We start from the raw sequence: 19,211 nt of genomic DNA on the forward strand, positions 1-19,211 counted from the left end.
TCAGGAAGTCACACCGGTCCGGCCCTCAACGCGTGCGCGCGGCCACCGCGACCTTCTCGAACAGCCGGTCAAACACCGGTGTCCGGTCGAACTGCATGGCATGCGCCCGGGCGCGTGAGCGATGGGCGGTGCGTGCCGCATCGGACATGCCGAGCACAGCCGTGTCGATAGCCCCCGCGATCGCGCTCGGGCTGGACACGGGGACCATGAGCGCGGTGTCGCCCACGGCCTCGGGGATGCCGCCGGTCGCGCAGGTGATGACGGGCCCGCCGCCAGCGAGCATCTGTTCGACGGGGGCGATGCCAAAGGTCTCGGTGAACTCGTCGCCGGGCTTGGACGGCAGGGCGTAGGCGGCGCACGCGGACATGAGGTGCGGCTTTTCCTCGTCGCCCACGTCGTCGAGAAACACGATGCGGTCGGCGGCCATCGACGATCGCGCATACTCGCGCAGGTAGTCCGCGTCGGGGCCGCGGCCGGCAATCACCAAGCGCATCGAGTGCCCCGCCATGGAGGCCGCGAAGCCGTCGATCAGATCCGCGACGCCCTTGGACAGGCTCAGCCGCGACAGGAACAGCACGTAGCCGTCGCGCGTGAGCCCTCGCCGGGACAGGGCCGATGCGGTGGTCGCCGGGTCGAGGTTCAGGTACGCGGCCGTGTCGATGGCTGGGTAGGAGATGTCGACGCGGCGCCTGCACTGCGCAGCAAACGCGGTGCCGTGGCGAGCGTCGATCTGTTCTGCCGCTGCGACGATCACGTCTTTGGTGTACTCCGACACGGCCACACATACGTCATGGTCGAGGTACGAGGCCAGTACGTGCGCCGCGGCTCCGAACCGGTCGTCCTCGACGCACGCGCGTACCACTGAGGTGACGTCGGAGCCCACCGCCTCGGCCACCGTCGTGACGTCCATGGGCAGCCCGGTCGCGCGCGCCACGCGCACCGCCTCTGCGACGGCGAGCGTGTGTGGCGACAGGTACAGCGACAGGCACACGGTCGGCACACCGTCGGTGAACAGTTCGACGAGCCTGCCGACCAGCCCAGCGGTGAAGCGCCCGTCGGGAATTTTGTAGCCGCCCACGGGCGCGGGGCGCTCGACGGTGATGCCAGGGCTATAGGGCAGCACCGTGTCGAGCGGCTTGAGCGGCAGTCCGGTCTCCTGGAGCCGGTCGAGCGGCCACGTGAGGATGCGCACGTCGTCAAAGCCGCGGGTGAGGGCCGACTCGGCGAGGTTGCGTGCCTCCCCAGAGTGCCCACAGATGACCGGATCGGCGCGCACCACGATGATGAGCCTGCGGCAGGGTCGAGTGCTCATGGCGTCGCCTCCGCGGGGCCGGGTGGGTGGCCGAGTGGGTGGCCGGGTGGCTGGCCGGGTCCGTACGACGGGGGCCGATGCGACCTTGCCCAGTCGCTCGGCTGGGGCCCCAGCGTGATGTGCAGCCGCCCGCCGTCGTGCAGCGTGGTGGCAGGAAGCCACGCACCGTCCACGGCGGCCCCGTTGAAGCTGACCGCCTGGACGTACTGCACGGCCCCATCAGGCGTGGGCTCGACGAACCCCGAGGTGTCGATGGTGAGCGTGCCGCGCGCCATCGGCACACTCGCGTAGCGGAACGACGGCGGGTGGATCAGGAAGATCCCTTGGCCCGCCACGGGGAACAGTCCCAGACTCGCCCACACGTACCAGCTCGACAGTCCACCGGAGTCGTCGTTGCCGGGCAGGCCCCCGCGGCCCGTCCCGAACTGCTGGTTGACCACGGCGTGCACCACCTCCGCGGTGCGGTCGGGCCGGCCCGCGTACAGGTAGGCCCACGGGGCCTCCATGTCGGGCTCGTTGTTGAGCCCCTCGAAGCGCCCCAGTGCGTAGCCGGCGAGCATCTCATCGGCCGAGGGGCGGAGCCCAGGCTGAACCACCGCATCGGCTCCGTAGCCAAAGAACTCGTCGAGCATCGCGACAAACCTGTTGTCGCCGCCCGCGAGAGCGATGCGCGCGGCCATGTCGTGCTGCAGCCGGAAGGAGTAGTTGTGGCGTGAGCCCTCGTAGAAGGTGGAGTCCTTGAGTAGGCCGGTCTCGGGGTCGTAGGCGTTGACCCAGCGGGTGGCGAGGTCGTCGAACTCGGCGGCCAGCGCACCGTCCCCCACGAGCGCCGCCACGTGGCGCGTGCACCAGTAGCCAAAGGCGAGGTCGAGGGTGTGGCTGATGGGATGGGCGTGGCCGCGCAGCAGGAAGTCCTCGCCGTAGGTGCGGCGCAGGTCCGTGGCGAGGTGCACGAGCGCCCAGTCCCAGTCCATGCCGGGCAGGCCCAGGTGGCAGATGTCGGCGAGCAGGGTGTGGGCGAGCGCGCTGCCTTGGCGTCCAAACCGGTCGGAGCCGCGCGCCATCCGATAGCCGATGGGCAGGTTGCCTTCCTCTTCGCAGACGGTCAGCAGGGCGTTGGCGAGTTCGACGGCACTGTGGGGCAAGAGCGCAGTGAGCAGCGGCAACTGGGTGCGGTAGATGTCCCACATGGTCGACACGTCGAATACCCAGGGGCCCTTGGCGGGCCAGAAGGGGCTCTCGTCCGCCGCGAAGGACGGCTTGATGAGCGAGTGATAGAGCGCCGTGGCGAACACCTGGCGGCGCTCCGGGTCGTCGGTTTCGACCCGGATGGCGTCGAGCCGCTCGCGCCACTGCTCCTCGGTCGAGGCGCGGCGGTGCTCGAAGGTGGGGGAGTGCTCACCGCAGTCGGCGCGCAGGTTTGCCCGTGCCTGCTCGACTCCGCGCAGCGAGAAGCCGATGCGCAACTCGACGGTCTGTCCGGCGAGCGACGGGCCGGCCCACATGAGCCCAAACGGGCGCAGCGTCGTGGCGCGGATGTGGTCCAGGTCGAGCCGCGTGCCGCCGGGCATCAGGCGACGGTCGTACCAGAGCATCTGGCGCCAGCCTTCGACGTCGCATTCGAGGTGCACGGCCAGCGGCGCGCCCTCGACCACGATCTGCCCTTGCGCGATGCCGGGGGCGATCGACTCGAGGTGTGCCCGCAGCGGCACGGTGGCGCCGTAGGGGATGGCCAGGCCGCCCGTCGAGAAATCGACCACCACGCGCGCGTCCGAGTGCTCGGGGAAGGTGTAGCGGTGGACGGCCGACTTGGGGCCTACCGTGAGTTCGGCGTGCACGCCGCTGTCGAGCGTGGCGCGGTAGTAGCCGGGGCTGGCCTGTTCGGCGGTGAGGTCCCACGTGCGGCCCAGCACGTCGAGCGGCTCGAGCATGGGCGTGACGCGAAAGTAGTTGTAGTACTTGCGGATCGCGCCCGTGCCCGACTGTTGAAAGTGGGTGAAGCCGGAGGCGTGGTCGCCGTCATGCAGGCGCGGCGGTAGTCCCTCGGTGGACAACTCGTAGGGGCCGTAGCCCGTGGGATACCCACCCGAGTAGGCGCACGCGCTCACCATCCCTAGCGGATAGGTCGCGCCCGGGTGGGTGTTGCCCACCTGGGGCTTGGGCCACCACCACGTCGCGGCCAGCCCGCTTGGGGCAGGCAGGTCGGTCTGTCCGGTGCCAATAAAGGGGTCGACGTGCTCGAGCATGGCCGCCCTCCGTCCCCGTCGCTGGCGGGCCGGCGGCCCGCGCGGTCATGACTCGACGGTACGGTGCGGGCTTTGCACAGGCATTGCCGGACTGTGACGGTCAGGTGACGGGCGCATCGGCCCTCTGCCGTGGTGGCCGATGCGCTTACTGGTCGAGCGTGACGGGCCCCTTGGGCACGGCCTTGCCCAGCAGGTAGGCCTGGGTGAGTCCCGCAAGGCCGAGCAGGACGAGCGAGACGCCCGTGACGATCACCAGCGCCATGGCCGACCAGGTGGGCACCACGAGCACCACGACACCCGCGAGGATGGCGATGCCGCCACGGGCCCAACCGAATCGCGAGCCGTGGCCGCGGCCGGTCTCGAGCAGGGTCGTGACACCTTCGATGATCCAGCTGATGCCGATGAGGACCACGACGATCACCGTCAGTACGCCGGTCGCGGCGGTGAGGTTCTTGAGGATCACGACGCCGCTGAACAGCAGGAACAGGCCCATGATGACGTTGAGGACTTGGAAGCCGGTGGGCACGCCCCGCATGAAGATTCCCAGGCCGATGCGCACCACGCCAGTGAGGGTGAAGAAGGCTCCTGTGAGGGCGCCGAGGACCACCAGGGTCGGGCCTGGCCACACCATGAGCGCGACACCTGCCGCAACCGCGATGAGTCCCAGGATGCCCATGACCGAGCGGGCAAAGCCGATGGCGACGCGACCGAGCTGTTCGGCGTTCACGGCGACACCGTCGACGGTGTACTGCGGGCGTTCGTGCTGAGACATGTGAACCTCCTGGTGTGTGCCCCCTTGGACGAGGCTAGCGCGTGGACGCCCGCGAGCGTGGGTGGTGGTGCCGTGGAGCAATACTTAAGGGGATAAGGATGTGCCGAGACGAGGAGCAAATGCGATGGCGGCAAAGATGGCGGTGGTGACCGGAGCGTCCAGTGGGATTGGTGCGGCGAGCGCGAGGGCTCTCGCCGCGGAGGGATGGCACGTCGTGGTCGGGGCTCGCCGCATGGACAGGCTCGAGGCGCTCGCGGAGGAGATCGGTGGCACGGCGCTGCCGCTTGATGTGACGGACGCTGCCTCCGTGGCGACCTTCTGTGATGCGATCCCCGCCTGCGACCTGCTGCTGAACAACGCTGGCGGCGCACTCGGGACGGCCTCGATCGCCGAGTCGGACGACGACGAGTGGCAGCGCATGTGGGAGATGAACGTGATGGGCACCCTGCGGGTGACGCGGGCGCTGCTTCCCAAGCTGATCGAGTCGGGCGACGGCCAGGTCATCACGATTGGCTCCATCGCGGCGCGCGAGCCGTACCGCGGCGGCGGCGGCTACAACGCCTCCAAGCACGCGGTCGCGGCCCTCACCAGAGTGCTGCGCATCGAGCTGCTGGGCCAGCCGGTGCGCGTGAGCGAGATCGACCCCGGCATGGTGGAGACCGAGTTCTCGGTGGTGCGCTTTGGCGGCGACGAGGCCAAGGCCGCCAAGGTCTACGAGGGCTGCACGCCCATGCAGGCGCAGGACATCGCCGAGGCCGTCGCATGGGTCGCGTCCCGCCCCTCGCACGTGAACATCGACCAGATCCTCATGCTCGCGCGCGACCAGACCTCCGCGCAGGTGGTGCACCGGGAGTGAGTTGCAGGGCAGTGCTCCGCAGGTGATAACCTATCTGAGCACTTTGGGGCTGTGGCGCAGTTGGTAGCGCGTCTCGTTCGCAATGAGAAGGTCAGGGGTTCGATTCCCCTCAGCTCCACCAAGGAAAGCCCCCGGAATCTCAGCGGATTCCGGGGGCTTCGCGCGTAGTGAGCCGTGAGGCCGCTAGCCGTTCGTGATTGACAGGCTCACGCTACCCATGGCCCCATGCGCATCATCCATACTCGTCGCGGCCACTTCATCGAACGCCCGAATCGCTGGGGCACGGCGGCTGGCGCGGTCGCTCTTGGCGTCGCATGGTTTGTCGCGTGCGTGCCGCCCATGCCTTCGGGTCGCTGGTGGGGCTTCATCCTTGTCGCGACTCTCGTCCTCCTTTGCGGGTCGATCACCCTGGCCGTGCTGTAGAGCCGCAAGCACTGCAAGGCCGCGGCCGTATTCGGGGTGTGCGAGGTGGCAGGCGGCGTGCTCGCGCGAGTGCGAGTGCGAAGTGGGGTGGGGTCAACCCCAGTCCCGTCACGAGACAGTTCGTCGCCCCTCACCGTCTGGTGGTGGACCCGGGACCTCGGCACCTACCGTCGATGGGGTGCGTCGCTACGCTCGCAAACGTGAATCAGGGGCCACCTTCGCTTGCCATCCCTCGGGCCGCGCGGCAGATCGCCGCTGAGTGGCACTGGGTTGCCGCCCACCGTGACCCGCTGAGTCCGATCGCTGCCCAAGTGGTCGACACGCTGCCCGTGCCAGTGAAGCGGTGGATCTCTCACTCAGTGCCGTCGGAGGTGCCGCTGTCGACCACAGCGTCCATCGGGTCTCACGGGCGCATCCGGGTGGGGGCGTGGCGGCCCTACACCGCTCGGCAGGTGATCGCTGCAGGGGTCGGCTTCGTGTGGTCAGCCCGCGCGCGCATCGGCCCTGTCGCGGTGACGGGCTTCGATCGCTATACCCGAGCAGAAGGGCAGATGCGCTGGCGCCTCGGAGGAGTCATCCCCGTGGTGGCCGCATCGGATGCGGACGTCACGCGTAGCGCGGCGGGGCGCCTCGCAAGCGAGCTGGTGCTCACGCCTGCGGCTGCGCTCCACCCTGCGGTTGCCTGGGCCCCGGTCGACGAGCACCGGGCGATCGCACACATCCACATTGACGGCACGGCCCACGGCGTCGAGATCGACGTGGATCAGGACGGACTGCTCCGCACCGTGAGAGTGCCCCGCTGGGGCAATCCCGACAGAGGGGCTTTCGCCATGCACAACTTTGTGGTGCGCTGCGAAGGTGTGCGCGATGGTGATGGCTTCCGACTCCCTGCCCGCATGGAGGCGGGCTGGAACCTCGACCAGGGCGGCGAGCCATTCATCGAGATGGAAATCGACTCGGCCGTTTTTCACTAGGCCGCCGCGGCCCCGCGTACTCTGTGGTCCACCACCGCCACGGCAAAGCGAGGCAGCACCATGGGCGCACCGCTCGAGATCACGGATGAGTTCTCTCGCGCCCTGTCGTTGCTGCGCGACGGTCATCACCTGTTCCTCACGGGCCGCGCGGGTACCGGTAAGTCCACGCTGATCCGCCACTTCTTAGCGACTACGGGCAGGCGGGTCGTCACGGTCGCGCCTACGGGCATTGCGGCGCTCAACGTGGACGGCTTCACCATCCACCGCCTGTTCTCGTTCCCTCCGAGCGTGAGTGCGCAGTCCGTGCGTTCGGAGCGGTACTACCCGGGGCGCTTTGCCGCCACGCTCAAGGAGCTCGAGGTCCTCATCATCGACGAGGCGTCGATGGTGCGAGCGGACCTGTTCGACGCGCTCGCGGCGGCTCTCGAGAGGTTTGGTCCGCGGCCCGGCCAGCAGTTTGGCGGCGTGCAACTGGTGCTCGTCGGCGACCTGCACCAGTTGCCTCCCGTGGTGCGCGACGACGAGGTCGACTACTTTGACGACCACTACGGCACGCCCTACTTTTTCTCCGCGCGGTCCTTCGACTCGCAGGCGTTCAGGCTGGTCGAGCTCACGCACGTGTTCCGCCAGCACGGCGACGCCCAGTTGGTCGACATCCTCAACGCCGTGCGCGAGGGCGCCCTGCTGGAGGATGCCAGGCGCGAACTGAACCTGCGTACCGATCCCCACTTTGAGCCGCCCACCGATGAGATGTGGCTGACCCTGGCCACCACCAACAGGATTGTGCGTTCCCGCAATCGCCAGATGCTCGAGCGGCTCGACGCCCCCGTGTGGAAGATCCGAGGGCGCCTCACAGGCGACACCGATGGCTTCGAATTGCCGACCGACGAGGTCCTCGAACTGGCCGAGGGCGCCCAGGTGATGCTGCTCAGCAATGACCCCTACGACCGGTGGGTGAACGGCACTATCGGGCGCATCGTCTCCCTGAAGGACACTCGCGAGGGCCCCGTGGCCCGCGTCCAGACCAGGGAGGGCGACACCTTCGATGTCACGCCCCACACCTGGGACATCACCCGGCCCACGGTGACGGGAAGCGGGCTGGGACGCGAGATCGTGGGCGCCTTCACCCAGTTGCCCATGAAGCTCGCGTGGGCCATCACCATCCACAAGAGCCAGGGCCAGACCCTCGACAACGTCGTGGTCGACCTCACCGGCGGCACCTTCGCCAACGGGCAGCTGTACGTGGCGCTCAGCCGTTGCACGAGCCTCAAGGGCTTGGTACTGCGGCGCAACGTGTTGCCGCGCGACCTCAAGACCGATGCGCGTATCAGGCGCTTTTTGGCGTCCAGCGGGCACAGCGACGCCGCTGCGGTAGGGGAGGCGTACGTGGCGATGCTCACGGTGGGTTCCGTCGGGGACCGATACCGTCCGCGACCGATCGAAATTGCCGTGGTGACTGATGATGGCGACGAGGCCACCACGGTGGTCAACCCCACGAGCGACCTGTATGAGGCCCAATCGCAATACGGCCTCACCACAAGGGACGTGCAACTCGCGCCCGTCCTCGCCGAGGCGTGGGCCTCGCTGTCGCCCCTGCTCGCTGGCCGCGTGCCCGTGGGCGTGGGGATCGACCAGGCGCTGTCGTGGATCGACTTCGAACTCAAGCGCAACGGTCACGTGGAACCCATGGCGCTAGGCGTCGAGGTGCCAGTGGGCGCGTTCGTCGCCGAGGAACGCGAGCGGCTCAAGGCCCCCACCGCGCTCGAACGGGCGCGCGCGATCCGTGACGGCGCCGCCCGCTGGCACGAGTTCAAGGAGGAGCGGCTCGCGCTCCAAGGTACGGGCTTTAGCGCCCTGCCTCGCGGGCGGGGCTACCTGCTCGCGCGCACCACGGGCGAGTTCGGCATTGGCGGTCCGGAGGGCTTCGTCGTGGGCGGCAACTTGTCCGCCGAAGACGACCCCGCGGCCGTGCTCGGTGGGCTGCTCGAGACGGCCTGGGGCAGGGTCATCGACCGCGATCAAGCCGTGCTCGACCGGATTCGCGCCGCTGAGGACCACTTTGGGGTCGCCATTCTTGACCCCACCGTCGAGATCGCCGCGCCCCTCAGCATCGCCGACCTCCTCAGCGCCGGCACGCGCGTGTGCTTCACCGGCACCGTCATGACCTCTACCCACGGCCTCATGGACCGCGAGCGCATGAAGGCCATCGCGCGCGGCGTGGGCCTGGCCCCCGTCGACACCGTCACCAAGACCCGCACCGACGTGCTGGTGGTCGCCGAGCGCGGCACGCAGTCGGGCAAGGCCCGCAAGGCCGCCGAGTACGGCAAGCCCGTGATCGACGCCCACGAGTTCCTGGGGTGGGTCGAGGACCGCGTCGCCGACCAAGCACCCGCCTGACGTCGCCGCCCGAGCCTCACTGCCTCACCGCCGCCAACCACTACCGTTGAGCCGTGAAGATCCTGGTGGTCGCCTCCACGGTGCCGGCCCATGAGGCCGACGCCGTGCCGCGCTTTGTGCTCGACCAGGCCCTCTCTCTTGCGGCCGCCGACCCCGCCGTGACCGTCACCGTGCTCGCCCCGCACACTCCCGTGTCGCGCCGCCTGACCTGGCCGCGCGCCGAAAGTGCCGACAGCCGCGTCACCCAAGAGCGCTTTGGGTATGCCCCGCGGCGCCTGGAGACCTTGACCGCCCACGGCATCATGCCCGCCATCCGTGCCCACAAGGCCATGGCCGCCGCGGTCCCGATGCTGTTTGCGGGGGAGCGGCGCGCGCTCGCGAGTGCGGTCGGTGTCCACCGTCCCGACGTGATCCTCGCCCACTGGTTCACGCCGCAAGCGATCGTCGCCGCAGGGGTGGCACGCCGGGCCGGGGTGCCGTTTGGCTTCACCACCCACGCCTCTGACGTGGCCGTGCTGCGCCGCCTGGGACCGCTGGGCACCAGGATCGTGCGACGCGTCACCTCGCGCGCGGCCTTCGCGACGGCCGTCAGCCGCCAGACCGCGGACAAGTTGCTCGCCTTCTTCGACGGTGCCGAGCGCGAGGCGCTCGCCGCGCGCCTGGACATTGAGCCCATGGGCATTCACGCCGCCGCCGCGATCGAGGGCGACCCTCACACGGTTGCCGTGATCGCGCGCCTGGTGGAGAAAAAGGGCATTCACGTGCTGCTCGAGGCCTGGCCCGCCGTGCGCGCTGCCGTCCCCGATGCCCGGTTGCTTCTTGGCGGAGAAGGGCCGATGCGCGAGCAACTCGAGGCGCTCGCCGCACCCCTCGAGGGGGTTCAGTTCCACGGCTACGTGACCGGTCAGGCCAAGGCCGCGATCGAGGCACAGGCCGGCGTGGTAGCGGTGCCCTCCGTGGTGGCCTCCGATGGCGACGCCGATGGCCTGCCCGTCGCCGCGCTCGAGGCGATTGCGCGGGGCGCGCTCGTGGTGGCCTCCGACGCCTCGGGCGCCCAGGACCTGCTCGCCGACGTCGTGACCCTGGTGCCGGCGGGCGAGGCCCCAGCCCTCGCATCGGCCCTGATCGAGGCGATGACCGCTCCGGCCGCGCAGCGCGCGAGTCGTGCGAGGGCCGCGCGCGAGCGGGCCGAGGGCCTCACCTGGGAAGCCCTCGCGCCGGTCACTCTCGGGCGACTGCGCGCCGCGACCAGGGCGCGCGCCGTGGAAGGATGACCGGCGTGAAGGTGCTCGTCATCAACTCCGACCTGGCCGCGAACCGTGGCGACCGTGCCATCGCGGCGGGCCTGCTGGGGCTGATCCGGGACACTCTGCCGGGCGCGCAGGTGACGCTCATCTCCCAGCATCCAGAGCGCGATGCCGCCTGGTACGGGGCCCGTGTGCTCGACCAGGACATCCACTCGCTGTCGCCGTTCGCGCTCGTGCGGCTCATGCGCGCCGCGCGGTCCGCCGACCTGGTGCTGTGGGGCGGAGGGGAGCTGCTCAAGGACTACACCAACCGCTTGGGCGTCTGGTATTGGGCCGTGAAGATGGCGGCCGTGCGGCTGGCGAACCGCAACCTCGTGGGCGTCTTCCAGGGGATCGGGCCCACCTCGGCGCCGTCGAGTCGGCGGTTGGTCGCCGCGACCGTGGGCCGCTGCCGTGCGTTCCTCACCCGCGACGAGGAGTCCCGCGACAAGTTGTTGGCCTGGGGCGTTGTCGCCCACAAGGTCACCGCGAGCTTCGACTGCGCGGTGTACGCAACCGACCTGGTCGAGGTCGAGCGGCCCGCGCCGCGCTACGCGATCGTCGCGCCTCGCGAATGGTTCCACTACCGCAAGGGCGGCTGGCTGCCCCACCGCTGGCGTCGTGAGCAGGTCTCGCCCGATGCTCAGCTGCTCGGCGACCGGATCGTCGACATGATCGACCACCTGGTCGCGACGGTCGGCGCCGTGGTGCTCGCCCCCATGCACATGGGCCAGGACCCGGACTTTGCCATGGCGCTCGCGGCCCGCGCCGCGCGCCCTGAGGCCGTGACGGTGCTCGCCGCCGACGACCTAGGGCCCGAACAGTTGCGCTCCGTGTACGCCGGGGCGGACCTGCTGGTGGCGTTGCGCCTGCACGCCGGAATCGTCGCGACCTCCGTGGGCGTGCCCACGGTGACCTACTTTTACGTCGACAAGGGCAGGCTCTATGCCGACCAGGTGGGCGCGGCCGGCTACACCCGCCCCATCGAACGGCTCTTGGAAGCCGATGCGCTCGCTGACTTCCGCTCCATGGCGGACGCCGTCGTGGACGACTCCGCGCAGGCCGAGCGCTCCGCCGCCGCGCTCGCGGCCATGCGGGCGCGCCTGCGCGCCGACTTTGCCGCGGCGGTTGCGCCGTGACCACGGATGAGGTGACGGCGGAGGGTGGGAGCCAGCCCGCGCATCGGCCCTGGATGACGGCCGTGAAGTGGGCGTTCTATGCGGCCGTGGTCGCCGCCTTCGGGTACTTTCTCGCGACCGTCGACTGGCATGCGCTCGACGACATCGAGGTGGGCTGGGGCTGGATGGCGGCCGCAACGGTGATCGCGCTGGGCTTCCGGTACCTGGGCGTGATCGTGTGGCGCGTGGTGCTGACCCGCTTGGGCGCGGACCACCTGCCGCGCTTCAGGGTGATGGGCGACATCTACGCGAAAGCCTGGCTTGCGCGCTACATCCCCGGCACCATCCCGTGGATCGCAGGCAAGATCTACCTGGCCGCGGAGCAGGGCATTTCCAAGGCGCGGCTGGCCGTGTCGACTCTCGTGGAAGCCGCCGCCCAGGTGGTCGCGGTCGCGGCAGTATCGCTCGCGATGCTCGCGGTGGACCCGAGGATCGGCGAGATTGCGCCAGTGCTGCGCTGGATCGCCGTCGCGGGTGCGCTCGCGGGATTCGTCGCGATGATCCCACCGGTATTCAACCGACTGCTGGCGCTCGGGGCGCGCGCGCTGAGGCGCGACATCTCCGTCGCCGTGGACTGGCCCGTGGTGCGCGACTCGCTCGCGCTGTACGGCGGTGGGGCGCTCGTGTCGGGGTTGGGATATGCGCTGCTCATGCGCTCCGTGGTGCCCGAGGTGGGCTACGCGGACCTGCTGTTCTTGGTGGGGGCGTTCGGGTTGTCCGGCGTGGTCGGCATGCTCACACCGCTGGTGCCGAGCGGACTTGGCACGCGCGATGCGACTCAGATGGCGCTGCTGCTGGTGATCCTGCCCGCGCCGACCGCCGCGCTCGTGGTGCTGCTCAGTCGCGTGTGGTCCGCGGCGTGCGACCTGCTGTTCTGGGCGCTCGCGGTCACGCTGGCAAGGACCGCGCCGACGCGCTGAACGCGAAGCCTGGCTGCGATTCCTGCCCGGCGTGCGACCCCTGCGTGTAGCCAAAGAGGTCCTTGGGGTCGGAAGGCTCGGCCACCAGGTCAATGTCCTCCATGAGGTCGGTGCCGTGCAGCGCATCCCTGACAAAGCGCAAGGCGCTGAAGTCCTCGAGTGCAAAGCCCACGGAATCGAAGATGGTGACCTGCGCATCGGCCGTCCTGCCAGGGGCGTCGCCCGTGAGGATGTCCCACAAGGCCGTGACCGGGAAGTCGGGAGAGACCTGCTGAATCTCGCCCTCGATGCGGGTCTGGGGCTCGAACTCGACCGCCACGAGGTGGGCGTCGTGAAGGATGTGTGCGTCGAGCTCCGTCTTGCCGGGGCAGTCGCCGCCGATCGCGTTGAGGTGCATGCCTGGCTCGATCATGTCCGCCGTCAGAACCGTGGCGTTGGCTTTGTCGGCCGTGCAGGTGGTCACGATGTCTGCGCCAGCCACCGCATCGGCCGCGCTGCTCGCGAGGCGGATCCTCAGGCCGCTTCCGTGGAGGTTGCGGGCGACCTTGTCCATGGCCGCCGGGTCGGTGTCCCACACGGTGACGGCATCGATACCCACGGCTGCGCGCATGGCGAGTGCCTGGAACTCCGCCTGGCTGCCCGCGCCGATGAGCGCCAGGTTGCGGCCGCTCGGTCGGGCGAGGGCGCGTGCCGCCACCGCCGACGTCGCGGCGGTCCTCAGGGCGGTGAGGATGGTCATCTCGGAGATCATCAGCGGGTAGCCGGTGTCGACGTCCGCGAGGACTCCGAAGGCCGCGACCGTCTGCAGATCCCGCGCTGGGTTGTCGGGGTGGCCGTTGACGACCTTGAGGGCGTAGTGAGTGCCGTCGGACGTGGGCATCAGTTCGATCACGCCCACGGGAGAGTGGGACGCGATACGTGGGACGCGTTCAAAGCGGCGCCAGCGACGTAGGTCGGCCTCGACGACGCCGGCGAGCTGGGCGATGAGGTGCTCCGCGCCCTCGCGCGCGACCCAGTGGCGCATGGACTCGACACTGACGAACTCGACCATGGGGGCCTCCTGTGTGCGGTGTGCTGTCGTGCTGCTTCCAGTCTCGCAAGGACGTCGTGCCGGTTTCTTGACAGGACGGAGTCTTCCTTGCGTAGTCTCGGTGCTGGGCGCACGGAACTTGCGTGCAGGTGGCGCATCGTGCACAGACGAGCATCCGAGGGGGATCGATGAGCGTGGACGGACTGGACCGACGCATCCTGGGCTTGTTGAGGGAGGACGGTCGCGCGAGTTTCGCGCACATCGGCGACGAGGTGGGCCTGTCCCCGTCCGCCGTCAAGCGGCGCGTTGACCGCATGGTCGCCGACGGCATCATTCAGGGGTTCACCACCCTGATCGACCCGCAGATCGAGAACCGCTCCACCGAGGCCTATGTCGAGTTGTTCTGCCGCGGCACCGTCGCGCCTGCAGAACTCACCCGGATCCTCAGCCAGATCCCCGACGTCGACGAGGCCTTCACCGTGACCGGTAGCGCCGATGCGATTGTGCGGATTCGAGCGCAGAGCCCGACGCATCTTGAGGTGGCGCTCGAGAAGGTGCGGCTCGCGCCGCAGGTGGATTCGACGCGGTCCGCCATCGTGTTGTCTCGGCTTTTCGGTCCCTATGCAGCGCACACGCTGGACGAGCAGGCGCGATAGGGTCATTTCCCGGCGGGCCATCGGACTCGCCGGGAACCTTTCGCGCGGCCCATCGGTTGTCCCTGTGCTGCGTCGGTCGTGTCCGCATCCGCCGACGCATGACCGTGAACCACCTGAGGAGCACTTTCCAGTGAACAAGCCCCTACGTTTCGTTGCGGCCGCTGCCGCGACCACCCTGCTGCTGGCCGGCTGCTCGGACTCGGCAGAGCCCGAATCCGACGCCACGAGCGGCTCCCCCTCGGCCGAGTCTGGGGACTTCGGTTCGGCAGCGGACGTCGCGACGCTCGAGCAGATCACCTGGACCGAGGACGAGTCCGGTGTGCCGACCCTAGAGTTCGAGACCCCCGGTTCCGTGTCCGCGGCCTCGACCCGGATCGTCAACGAGGGTGAGGGCGACCTCATCGAGGCTGGCGACATCATCCAGGTGAGTTACACCATCGTCGACGGAAGTGACGGCTCCGAGCTGTACTCGACCTACTCCTACGAGGCTCCCGAGTACCTCAACGTCGAGGAGAACCTCTTCGACCCCGAGTTGTACAACGCCTTCCTGGCCGCGACGCCCGGTTCGGACATCATCTACGCGAGCGTGGGCACCACCTCCACCAGTGAGGAAGAGTCCACCGTCCTGATGGCGCTCACCGTCGACGCCGTGATGGCCGACGTTCCCGAGTCGGCCACCGGCACCGAGGTCGAGCCCACGACCGAGGGCCTGCCCACCGTCACCTTTGGTGAGGGCGACCCCACCATCTCCTTCGAGGGCGCCACTGAGTCCGAGGAACTGGTCGCCGAGACGCTCATCCAGGGCGAAGGTGCGCCGCTCGAGCAGGGCGACGTCGTGGCCGTGAACTACACCGGCTGGCTGTGGGACGGCGAGACCTTCGACTCCTCGTGGTCGCGTGGTTACCCCGCCGCCTTCGAGTTCGTGGAAGGCATGCTGATCGACGGCTGGATCCAGGGCCTCGAGGGTGTGAACATTGGCAGCCGCGTGCTGCTCGTGATCCCCTCCGACTTGGGCTACGGCGACGAGGGCAACTCCAGCATCCCTGGTGGCTCGACCCTCGTGTTCGTGGTGGACCTGCTCGACACGATGGAGTGAGCACTCCCGCTCACGACAAGCGCCGGTCACCCTGTGAGGGGTGGCCGGCGTTCGTCGTTGCTGGGTGGTGCGCAGTTCACCAAGGCACGGGGTCGCGGGTCGCTAGCGCGTTCGCCTGCTGACAGTTCCGAACACTCGCGGCGCGACACGCGGGATCCACGGTCCGCACGGCGCCAACGCCACGGCGTGTCGGCGCAAAGATGTTCGGAACTGTCGCAGATCCCGCGGACCACCCAGCAACGAGAGCTTAGTTCTCCGCAGCCTCGCGCGGCGTGGTCTCGTGCTCGGAAAGGCCGTCGCCGTCGGAGTCCTCGAGGACCTCGTAGGTGCGTCCTGTGTTCTTGGCGATCGAGGTGATCAGGGCCGCGACGGGTAGCGCCATGAACGCGCCCATCGGCCCAGCGATGGCACCACCAGCGATGGCGCCACCGAAAGCGACCGCGCCGTTGAGTTCCATCGTCTTGGACGACAGACGGGGGTTGAGGACGTAGTTCTCGACCTGCTGGTACACGAGCACGTAGCCCAGGAGCACCACGGCAGGAACCACTCCCTGGACGGCGAGCATCACCAGGATCGGGATCGCCGCACCAATGTAGGTGCCCACAAACGGGATGAACTCCGAGACGAATCCCATGAACAGCGCCATCGGCAGCGCGTACACGAGCGGCAGGCCCAGGATCATCATCACCAGGAACGCGCCCGACCCGCACACGAGCATCAGCAGCAGGCGCGAATAGAAGTAGCCGCCCGTCTGCTCGATCGAGGTGCGCGCTACCCACGTCGCCACAGCCTGACGCTCGGGGGGCATGCGGCGCATGATCGCGCGCATCAGGCGCGGGAAGTCGGCCGCGAAGTAGAAGGTGAACGTCATGATGGTGAACAGGTCGAACACCAGGCCCAGCCCGGAGCCGACGATCCCCAGCACGTTGTCGCCCCACTCTTGGACCGCGCGCAGCACGGGCGCGGCGGCCTGTTCGGCCACCTCTTGGTCGATCACCTCGCCGCCAAGGTAGTCCTTGCTCCAGCCATCGAGGGTGGCAATCCAGGTGGAGAAGTTACGACTCACGGTGCTGGCAAACTCGACGATCGCGGGGATGAGCACGGCCACTAGCAGCACCACCACGGTCAGTGCAGCGAGAAAGATGATGCCCACTGCCGCGCCTCGGGGCATGTTGAAGCGGCGGGTGAGGGCCTCGACGCCGGGGATAATCGCGAGCGCAAAGAACAGCGAGATCAGCAGCAGCGACAGCAGGTGCACGAGTTGCAGCACGATAGCGACGCCAAGCGCCACGATCACGCCGACCGCCACGACCTTCCACAGCGCCGTCCAGACAAACTTGTTGACCCACGCGGGTGGCGACGCGTCGTGCGCGGCGTTGGCCGCGTGGTTGACCTTGGCGGCCTTGCGAACGGACTGGGGCGGCGGCGCATCGGCGTTGGATTTGGCCATGCGTTCATGGTGCCAGCGCACACGGCCGATGCGCGTGAGCCACGCGCGCCGAGCCCGCCCGGGCAAGGTGGGAGGGCGCTACACCCAGGTGGGCAGCCACATGTGCCACTGCCAGTAGCGGAAGGGGATGGGGTCGCCCGTCCAGATGGGCAGGAAGAACCCGGCGAGGATGAGGGCGAGCGCGACGAAGACTACGGCGATGATCACACCGGTGCGGTCGAACGCCCCGCGCAGGCGGTCGGGTTGAGCGAGCCGTTTGAGCGCCCAGGCCACCATGATCGCCATGAAGGGTGCCATCGCAACGGTGTAGAAGGTGAAGATGGTGCGGTGCGCGTACGGAAGCCACGGGATCCACGCGGCGAGCACGCCCACCGTGACGGTGAGCGCGAGCAGGTCGCGGTGGCGGATGACACGCCAGATCGCGTAGATGAGAACCGCCGTGCCCACCCACCACAGCGCTGGGTTGCCGATCGCATGGATGGCGCTCACGCAGCGTTCGGCGCCGCAGTCGGCGTCGGGCACGTCCTCGAAGTAGAAGGCCGTGGGGCGGTATTGGATGGGCCACCACCACGGGTTGGACTCGTAGTTGTGCGCGCTGTCCAGGCCCTCGTGGAAGGAGAACGCCTGCAGGTGATAGTGGAGGAGCGAGTTCAGTGAGTCGGGCAACCAGGTGAGGCCCTCGCCGGGATTGTTCTCCGCCCAGTGGCGGTTGTAGCTGCCGTCTGTGGCGAACCACGGCCACCAGGTGATGACGTAGGTCACGGGCAGCCACACCACGGTCGCGAAGAACGCGGGGATGGCACGGACAAAGCCTCCCCAGAACCACAGCTCCACCTTGGCATCGCGGCGGTCTGCCCAGTCCCAGATCACGGACAGGATGAGGAAGGCAGCGGCAAACCATAGGCCGGACCACTTGACTGCGGCTGCGAGGCCGAACGTGACGATGGCCGCCAGACGCCACCACCTGATCCCGGTGCCAGGGCCCATGCCGGGGATGGGCGCATCGGGCGATATCTCGAGCCTGCTGCGAGCGTCGTGTGCCGCGCGCATGAGTTTGGCGCGCGTCTGTGCCCTGTCGACCACGAGCAGGCCAAAGCCTGCCACCACAAAGAACGTGAGGAAGATGTCGAGGATCGCGGTGCGCGACATCACAATGTGCTCGCCATCGACGGCCAGCAGCAGGCCAGCGACGCCACCCCACAGCGTCGAACGCAGGAGCTGGCGGGCGATCAGCGCGACGAGGACGACGGTGGCGATGCCGACGACGGCGGCCATGAAGCGCCAGCCAAAGGGGGTGGGGCCAAACCAGCGCATGCCCAGTGCGATGAGCATTTTGCCCACCATGGGATGCACCACGTAGTCGCCCTGCGTGGTCAGGTGGGAGAAGTCGCCGTTGGCGAAGTCCTGGTTGTCGCCTTCCCACTCACCCTCGTATCCGAGAGCGAGCAGCGAGTAGGCGCCGCGCGCGTAGAAGACCTCGTCGAAAACCAGTGCCTGGGGCCAGGCAAGGCCCACGAGACGAAGTATCGCGGCAAGGACACCCACGCTGGTGGCCATCAGGGCGACGCGCCAGCGCCAGGCTCTTTCCAGGATCACACGCGCCAGCCTAGTTCCCTTCTTCCCCGTCAAATGGATCCATTTGACGGGGAAGAGGTGCCGCTCGACTCAGCAAATGGATCCATTTGACGGGGTTGGGACGCGTCATTACTCAGCAAATGGATCCATTTGACTTGTGGAGGGGTGGCGGCGGATCTCCAGCGTGCAGCACTTGGCGCCACCGCCAGACAGTCGCAACTCCGACATGTCCACGCCGATGGGCTCGAAGCCGCGCTCGGCCAATTGCGCCTGGAAGTGCGTCGCCGCGGCCGCGGTCACCACATGCAGTCCGTCACTGACGGCGTTGAGTCCGAACACCGCCGCATCGTCCTCGCTGGCCTCGATCGCGTCGGGGTAGCGCGAGCGCAGGACCTCCAGACTCGCCGCGTCGAAGGCGCTCGGCAGGTACGCGATCTGCTCGTGGCCGGGGCGCGCATCCAGCACAGCGAGCGCGGTGTCGAGGTGGTAGAAGTCGTCGCGCACGAGCGTGAGCGGGATCACCTGGTGCCGGACTAGCCCCGCGAGTTCGGCGTGGGACTCCGTCGTCGAGCGGAATCCGGTGCCCGCCAGGATCGCGTCGCCCACCACGAGCAGGTCGCCCTCGCCCTCATTGATGAACTGCGCGTCCGCCACGGTGAGGCCAGCGCCCGCGAACCACTCCGCGTACGCGCCTGCCTCGGGGCGGCGCTGGTCGTAGCGGAAGTTAGCCGTGTAGGCCAGGCCGTCCACGACGAGCCCGCCGTTGGCCGCGAACACCATGTCGGGCAGGCCCGGCAGTGGGTCGATGAAGTCGACCTCGAAGCCGAGTTCCCGATACGTCGCCACCAGGGCGTCCCACTGCGCGATCGCTCGCGAGGTGTCGGTGGGGTTCTCCGGATGCATCCACGGATTGATCGAGTACGACACCGTGAAATACGTGGGACGACACATCAGCACGGACAGGGCTCTGGCCTCGCGGGCCGCGGTGGGGTTGCTCATGCCACCTCCTTCCCGCTCAGCATCTCAAGTCCAGCGCGCAA

The 19,211-nt window shown here is 68.6% G+C and carries 16 protein-coding genes and 1 tRNA gene; 10 read left to right on the forward strand and 7 right to left on the reverse strand.

What is annotated here, in order from left to right; all coding sequences use genetic code 11:
- Positions 1 to 25 precede the first annotated feature (25 nt).
- The 3 genes from ACK5NO_RS06700 to ACK5NO_RS06710 all read right to left on the reverse strand — a co-directional run bounded on the left by ACK5NO_RS06700 (position 26) and on the right by ACK5NO_RS06710 (position 4,330).
- Positions 26 to 1,312 (reverse strand): glycosyltransferase, encoded by a 1,287-nt coding sequence (locus tag ACK5NO_RS06700; RefSeq protein WP_416811887.1) that lies wholly within the window; start codon positions 1,310 to 1,312, stop codon positions 26 to 28.
- Entirely contained in the window at positions 1,309 to 3,558 is a 2,250-nt protein-coding gene (locus ACK5NO_RS06705) for a glycoside hydrolase domain-containing protein (RefSeq protein WP_416811888.1), read from the reverse strand. Before ACK5NO_RS06705 ends, ACK5NO_RS06700 begins: the two co-directional genes overlap by 4 nt.
- 145 nt (positions 3,559 to 3,703) lie before the next feature.
- Entirely contained in the window at positions 3,704 to 4,330 is a 627-nt protein-coding gene (locus tag ACK5NO_RS06710; protein ID WP_416811889.1) for an HdeD family acid-resistance protein, read from the reverse strand.
- Between the two features lie 124 nt (positions 4,331 to 4,454).
- Between ACK5NO_RS06710 and ACK5NO_RS06715 the strand changes: the two genes are divergently transcribed.
- The 8 genes from ACK5NO_RS06715 to ACK5NO_RS06750 all read left to right on the forward strand — a co-directional run bounded on the left by ACK5NO_RS06715 (position 4,455) and on the right by ACK5NO_RS06750 (position 12,364).
- Positions 4,455 to 5,186 (forward strand): SDR family NAD(P)-dependent oxidoreductase, encoded by a 732-nt coding sequence (locus ACK5NO_RS06715; RefSeq protein WP_416811890.1) that lies wholly within the window; start codon positions 4,455 to 4,457, stop codon positions 5,184 to 5,186.
- A gap of 45 nt (positions 5,187 to 5,231) precedes the next feature.
- Positions 5,232 to 5,307 (forward strand) — tRNA-Ala (locus ACK5NO_RS06720).
- A gap of 104 nt (positions 5,308 to 5,411) precedes the next feature.
- Complete coding sequence (locus ACK5NO_RS06725) at positions 5,412 to 5,609, forward strand: hypothetical protein (RefSeq protein ID WP_416811891.1); 198 nt, start codon at positions 5,412 to 5,414, stop codon at positions 5,607 to 5,609.
- A 200-nt stretch (positions 5,610 to 5,809) separates the two neighbouring features.
- On the forward strand, positions 5,810 to 6,583 hold the full coding sequence (locus ACK5NO_RS06730) for a DUF6544 family protein (RefSeq protein ID WP_416811892.1): 774 nt from the start codon (positions 5,810 to 5,812) through the stop codon (positions 6,581 to 6,583).
- A 60-nt stretch (positions 6,584 to 6,643) separates the two neighbouring features.
- Entirely contained in the window at positions 6,644 to 8,980 is a 2,337-nt protein-coding gene (locus ACK5NO_RS06735; RefSeq protein ID WP_416811893.1) for an AAA family ATPase, read from the forward strand.
- A 53-nt stretch (positions 8,981 to 9,033) separates the two neighbouring features.
- On the forward strand, positions 9,034 to 10,254 hold the full coding sequence (locus tag ACK5NO_RS06740; protein ID WP_416811894.1) for a glycosyltransferase: 1,221 nt from the start codon (positions 9,034 to 9,036) through the stop codon (positions 10,252 to 10,254).
- 5 nt (positions 10,255 to 10,259) lie between these two features.
- Positions 10,260 to 11,405 carry a polysaccharide pyruvyl transferase family protein gene (locus ACK5NO_RS06745; protein WP_416811895.1) on the forward strand — a complete coding sequence of 382 codons (1,146 nt, stop codon included), beginning with the start codon at positions 10,260 to 10,262 and terminating at the stop codon, positions 11,403 to 11,405.
- Positions 11,402 to 12,364: a lysylphosphatidylglycerol synthase domain-containing protein gene (locus tag ACK5NO_RS06750; RefSeq protein ID WP_416811896.1), complete on the forward strand. Its 963-nt coding sequence runs from the start codon at positions 11,402 to 11,404 to the stop codon at positions 12,362 to 12,364. Before ACK5NO_RS06745 ends, ACK5NO_RS06750 begins: the two co-directional genes overlap by 4 nt.
- On the opposite strand, the gene ACK5NO_RS06755 is transcribed toward ACK5NO_RS06750, so the two are convergent.
- Entirely contained in the window at positions 12,333 to 13,415 is a 1,083-nt protein-coding gene (locus ACK5NO_RS06755) for an ornithine cyclodeaminase (RefSeq protein WP_416811897.1), read from the reverse strand. The two genes, ACK5NO_RS06750 and ACK5NO_RS06755, sit on opposite strands and share 32 nt — an antisense overlap.
- A gap of 173 nt (positions 13,416 to 13,588) precedes the next feature.
- Here ACK5NO_RS06755 and ACK5NO_RS06760 point away from each other — a divergent pair, with 173 nt between their 5' ends.
- The gene (locus ACK5NO_RS06760; RefSeq protein WP_416812007.1) at positions 13,589 to 14,050 is read left to right on the forward strand and encodes an Lrp/AsnC family transcriptional regulator; all 462 of its coding nucleotides are present in this window, start codon (positions 13,589 to 13,591) and stop codon (positions 14,048 to 14,050) included.
- A gap of 130 nt (positions 14,051 to 14,180) precedes the next feature.
- Complete coding sequence (locus tag ACK5NO_RS06765; RefSeq protein ID WP_416811898.1) at positions 14,181 to 15,146, forward strand: FKBP-type peptidyl-prolyl cis-trans isomerase; 966 nt, start codon at positions 14,181 to 14,183, stop codon at positions 15,144 to 15,146.
- A gap of 247 nt (positions 15,147 to 15,393) precedes the next feature.
- Here the strand turns inward: ACK5NO_RS06765 and ACK5NO_RS06770 are convergent, their stop codons facing one another.
- The 3 genes from ACK5NO_RS06770 to ddaH all read right to left on the reverse strand — a co-directional run bounded on the left by ACK5NO_RS06770 (position 15,394) and on the right by ddaH (position 19,170).
- On the reverse strand, positions 15,394 to 16,596 hold the full coding sequence (locus ACK5NO_RS06770) for an AI-2E family transporter (RefSeq protein ID WP_416811899.1): 1,203 nt from the start codon (positions 16,594 to 16,596) through the stop codon (positions 15,394 to 15,396).
- A 78-nt stretch (positions 16,597 to 16,674) separates the two neighbouring features.
- Positions 16,675 to 18,192 (reverse strand): dolichyl-phosphate-mannose--protein mannosyltransferase, encoded by a 1,518-nt coding sequence (locus ACK5NO_RS06775; RefSeq protein WP_416811900.1) that lies wholly within the window; start codon positions 18,190 to 18,192, stop codon positions 16,675 to 16,677.
- A gap of 108 nt (positions 18,193 to 18,300) precedes the next feature.
- A complete protein-coding gene (gene ddaH, locus ACK5NO_RS06780) occupies positions 18,301 to 19,170 on the reverse strand; it encodes a dimethylargininase (protein ID WP_416811901.1) in 870 nt (289 codons plus the stop codon).
- Between the last annotated feature and the right edge of the window lie 41 nt (positions 19,171 to 19,211).

This window comes from Demequina sp., from assembly GCF_047975725.1.
Taxonomy (GTDB): Bacteria; Actinomycetota; Actinomycetes; order Actinomycetales; family Demequinaceae; genus Demequina.

Coding starts and splice junctions, on each gene's coding strand:
- ACK5NO_RS06755 (WP_416811897.1), bottom strand. CDS start 13,415: ATGGTCGAGTTCGTCAGTGTCGAGTCCATGCGCCACTGGGTCGCGCGC.
- ACK5NO_RS06735 (WP_416811893.1), top strand. CDS start 6,644: ATGGGCGCACCGCTCGAGATCACGGATGAGTTCTCTCGCGCCCTGTCG.
- ACK5NO_RS06770 (WP_416811899.1), bottom strand. CDS start 16,596: ATGGCCAAATCCAACGCCGATGCGCCGCCGCCCCAGTCCGTTCGCAAG.
- ddaH (WP_416811901.1), bottom strand. CDS start 19,170: ATGAGCAACCCCACCGCGGCCCGCGAGGCCAGAGCCCTGTCCGTGCTG.
- ACK5NO_RS06725 (WP_416811891.1), top strand. CDS start 5,412: ATGCGCATCATCCATACTCGTCGCGGCCACTTCATCGAACGCCCGAAT.
- ACK5NO_RS06715 (WP_416811890.1), top strand. CDS start 4,455: ATGGCGGCAAAGATGGCGGTGGTGACCGGAGCGTCCAGTGGGATTGGT.
- ACK5NO_RS06705 (WP_416811888.1), bottom strand. CDS start 3,558: ATGCTCGAGCACGTCGACCCCTTTATTGGCACCGGACAGACCGACCTG.
- ACK5NO_RS06710 (WP_416811889.1), bottom strand. CDS start 4,330: ATGTCTCAGCACGAACGCCCGCAGTACACCGTCGACGGTGTCGCCGTG.
- ACK5NO_RS06700 (WP_416811887.1), bottom strand. CDS start 1,312: ATGAGCACTCGACCCTGCCGCAGGCTCATCATCGTGGTGCGCGCCGAT.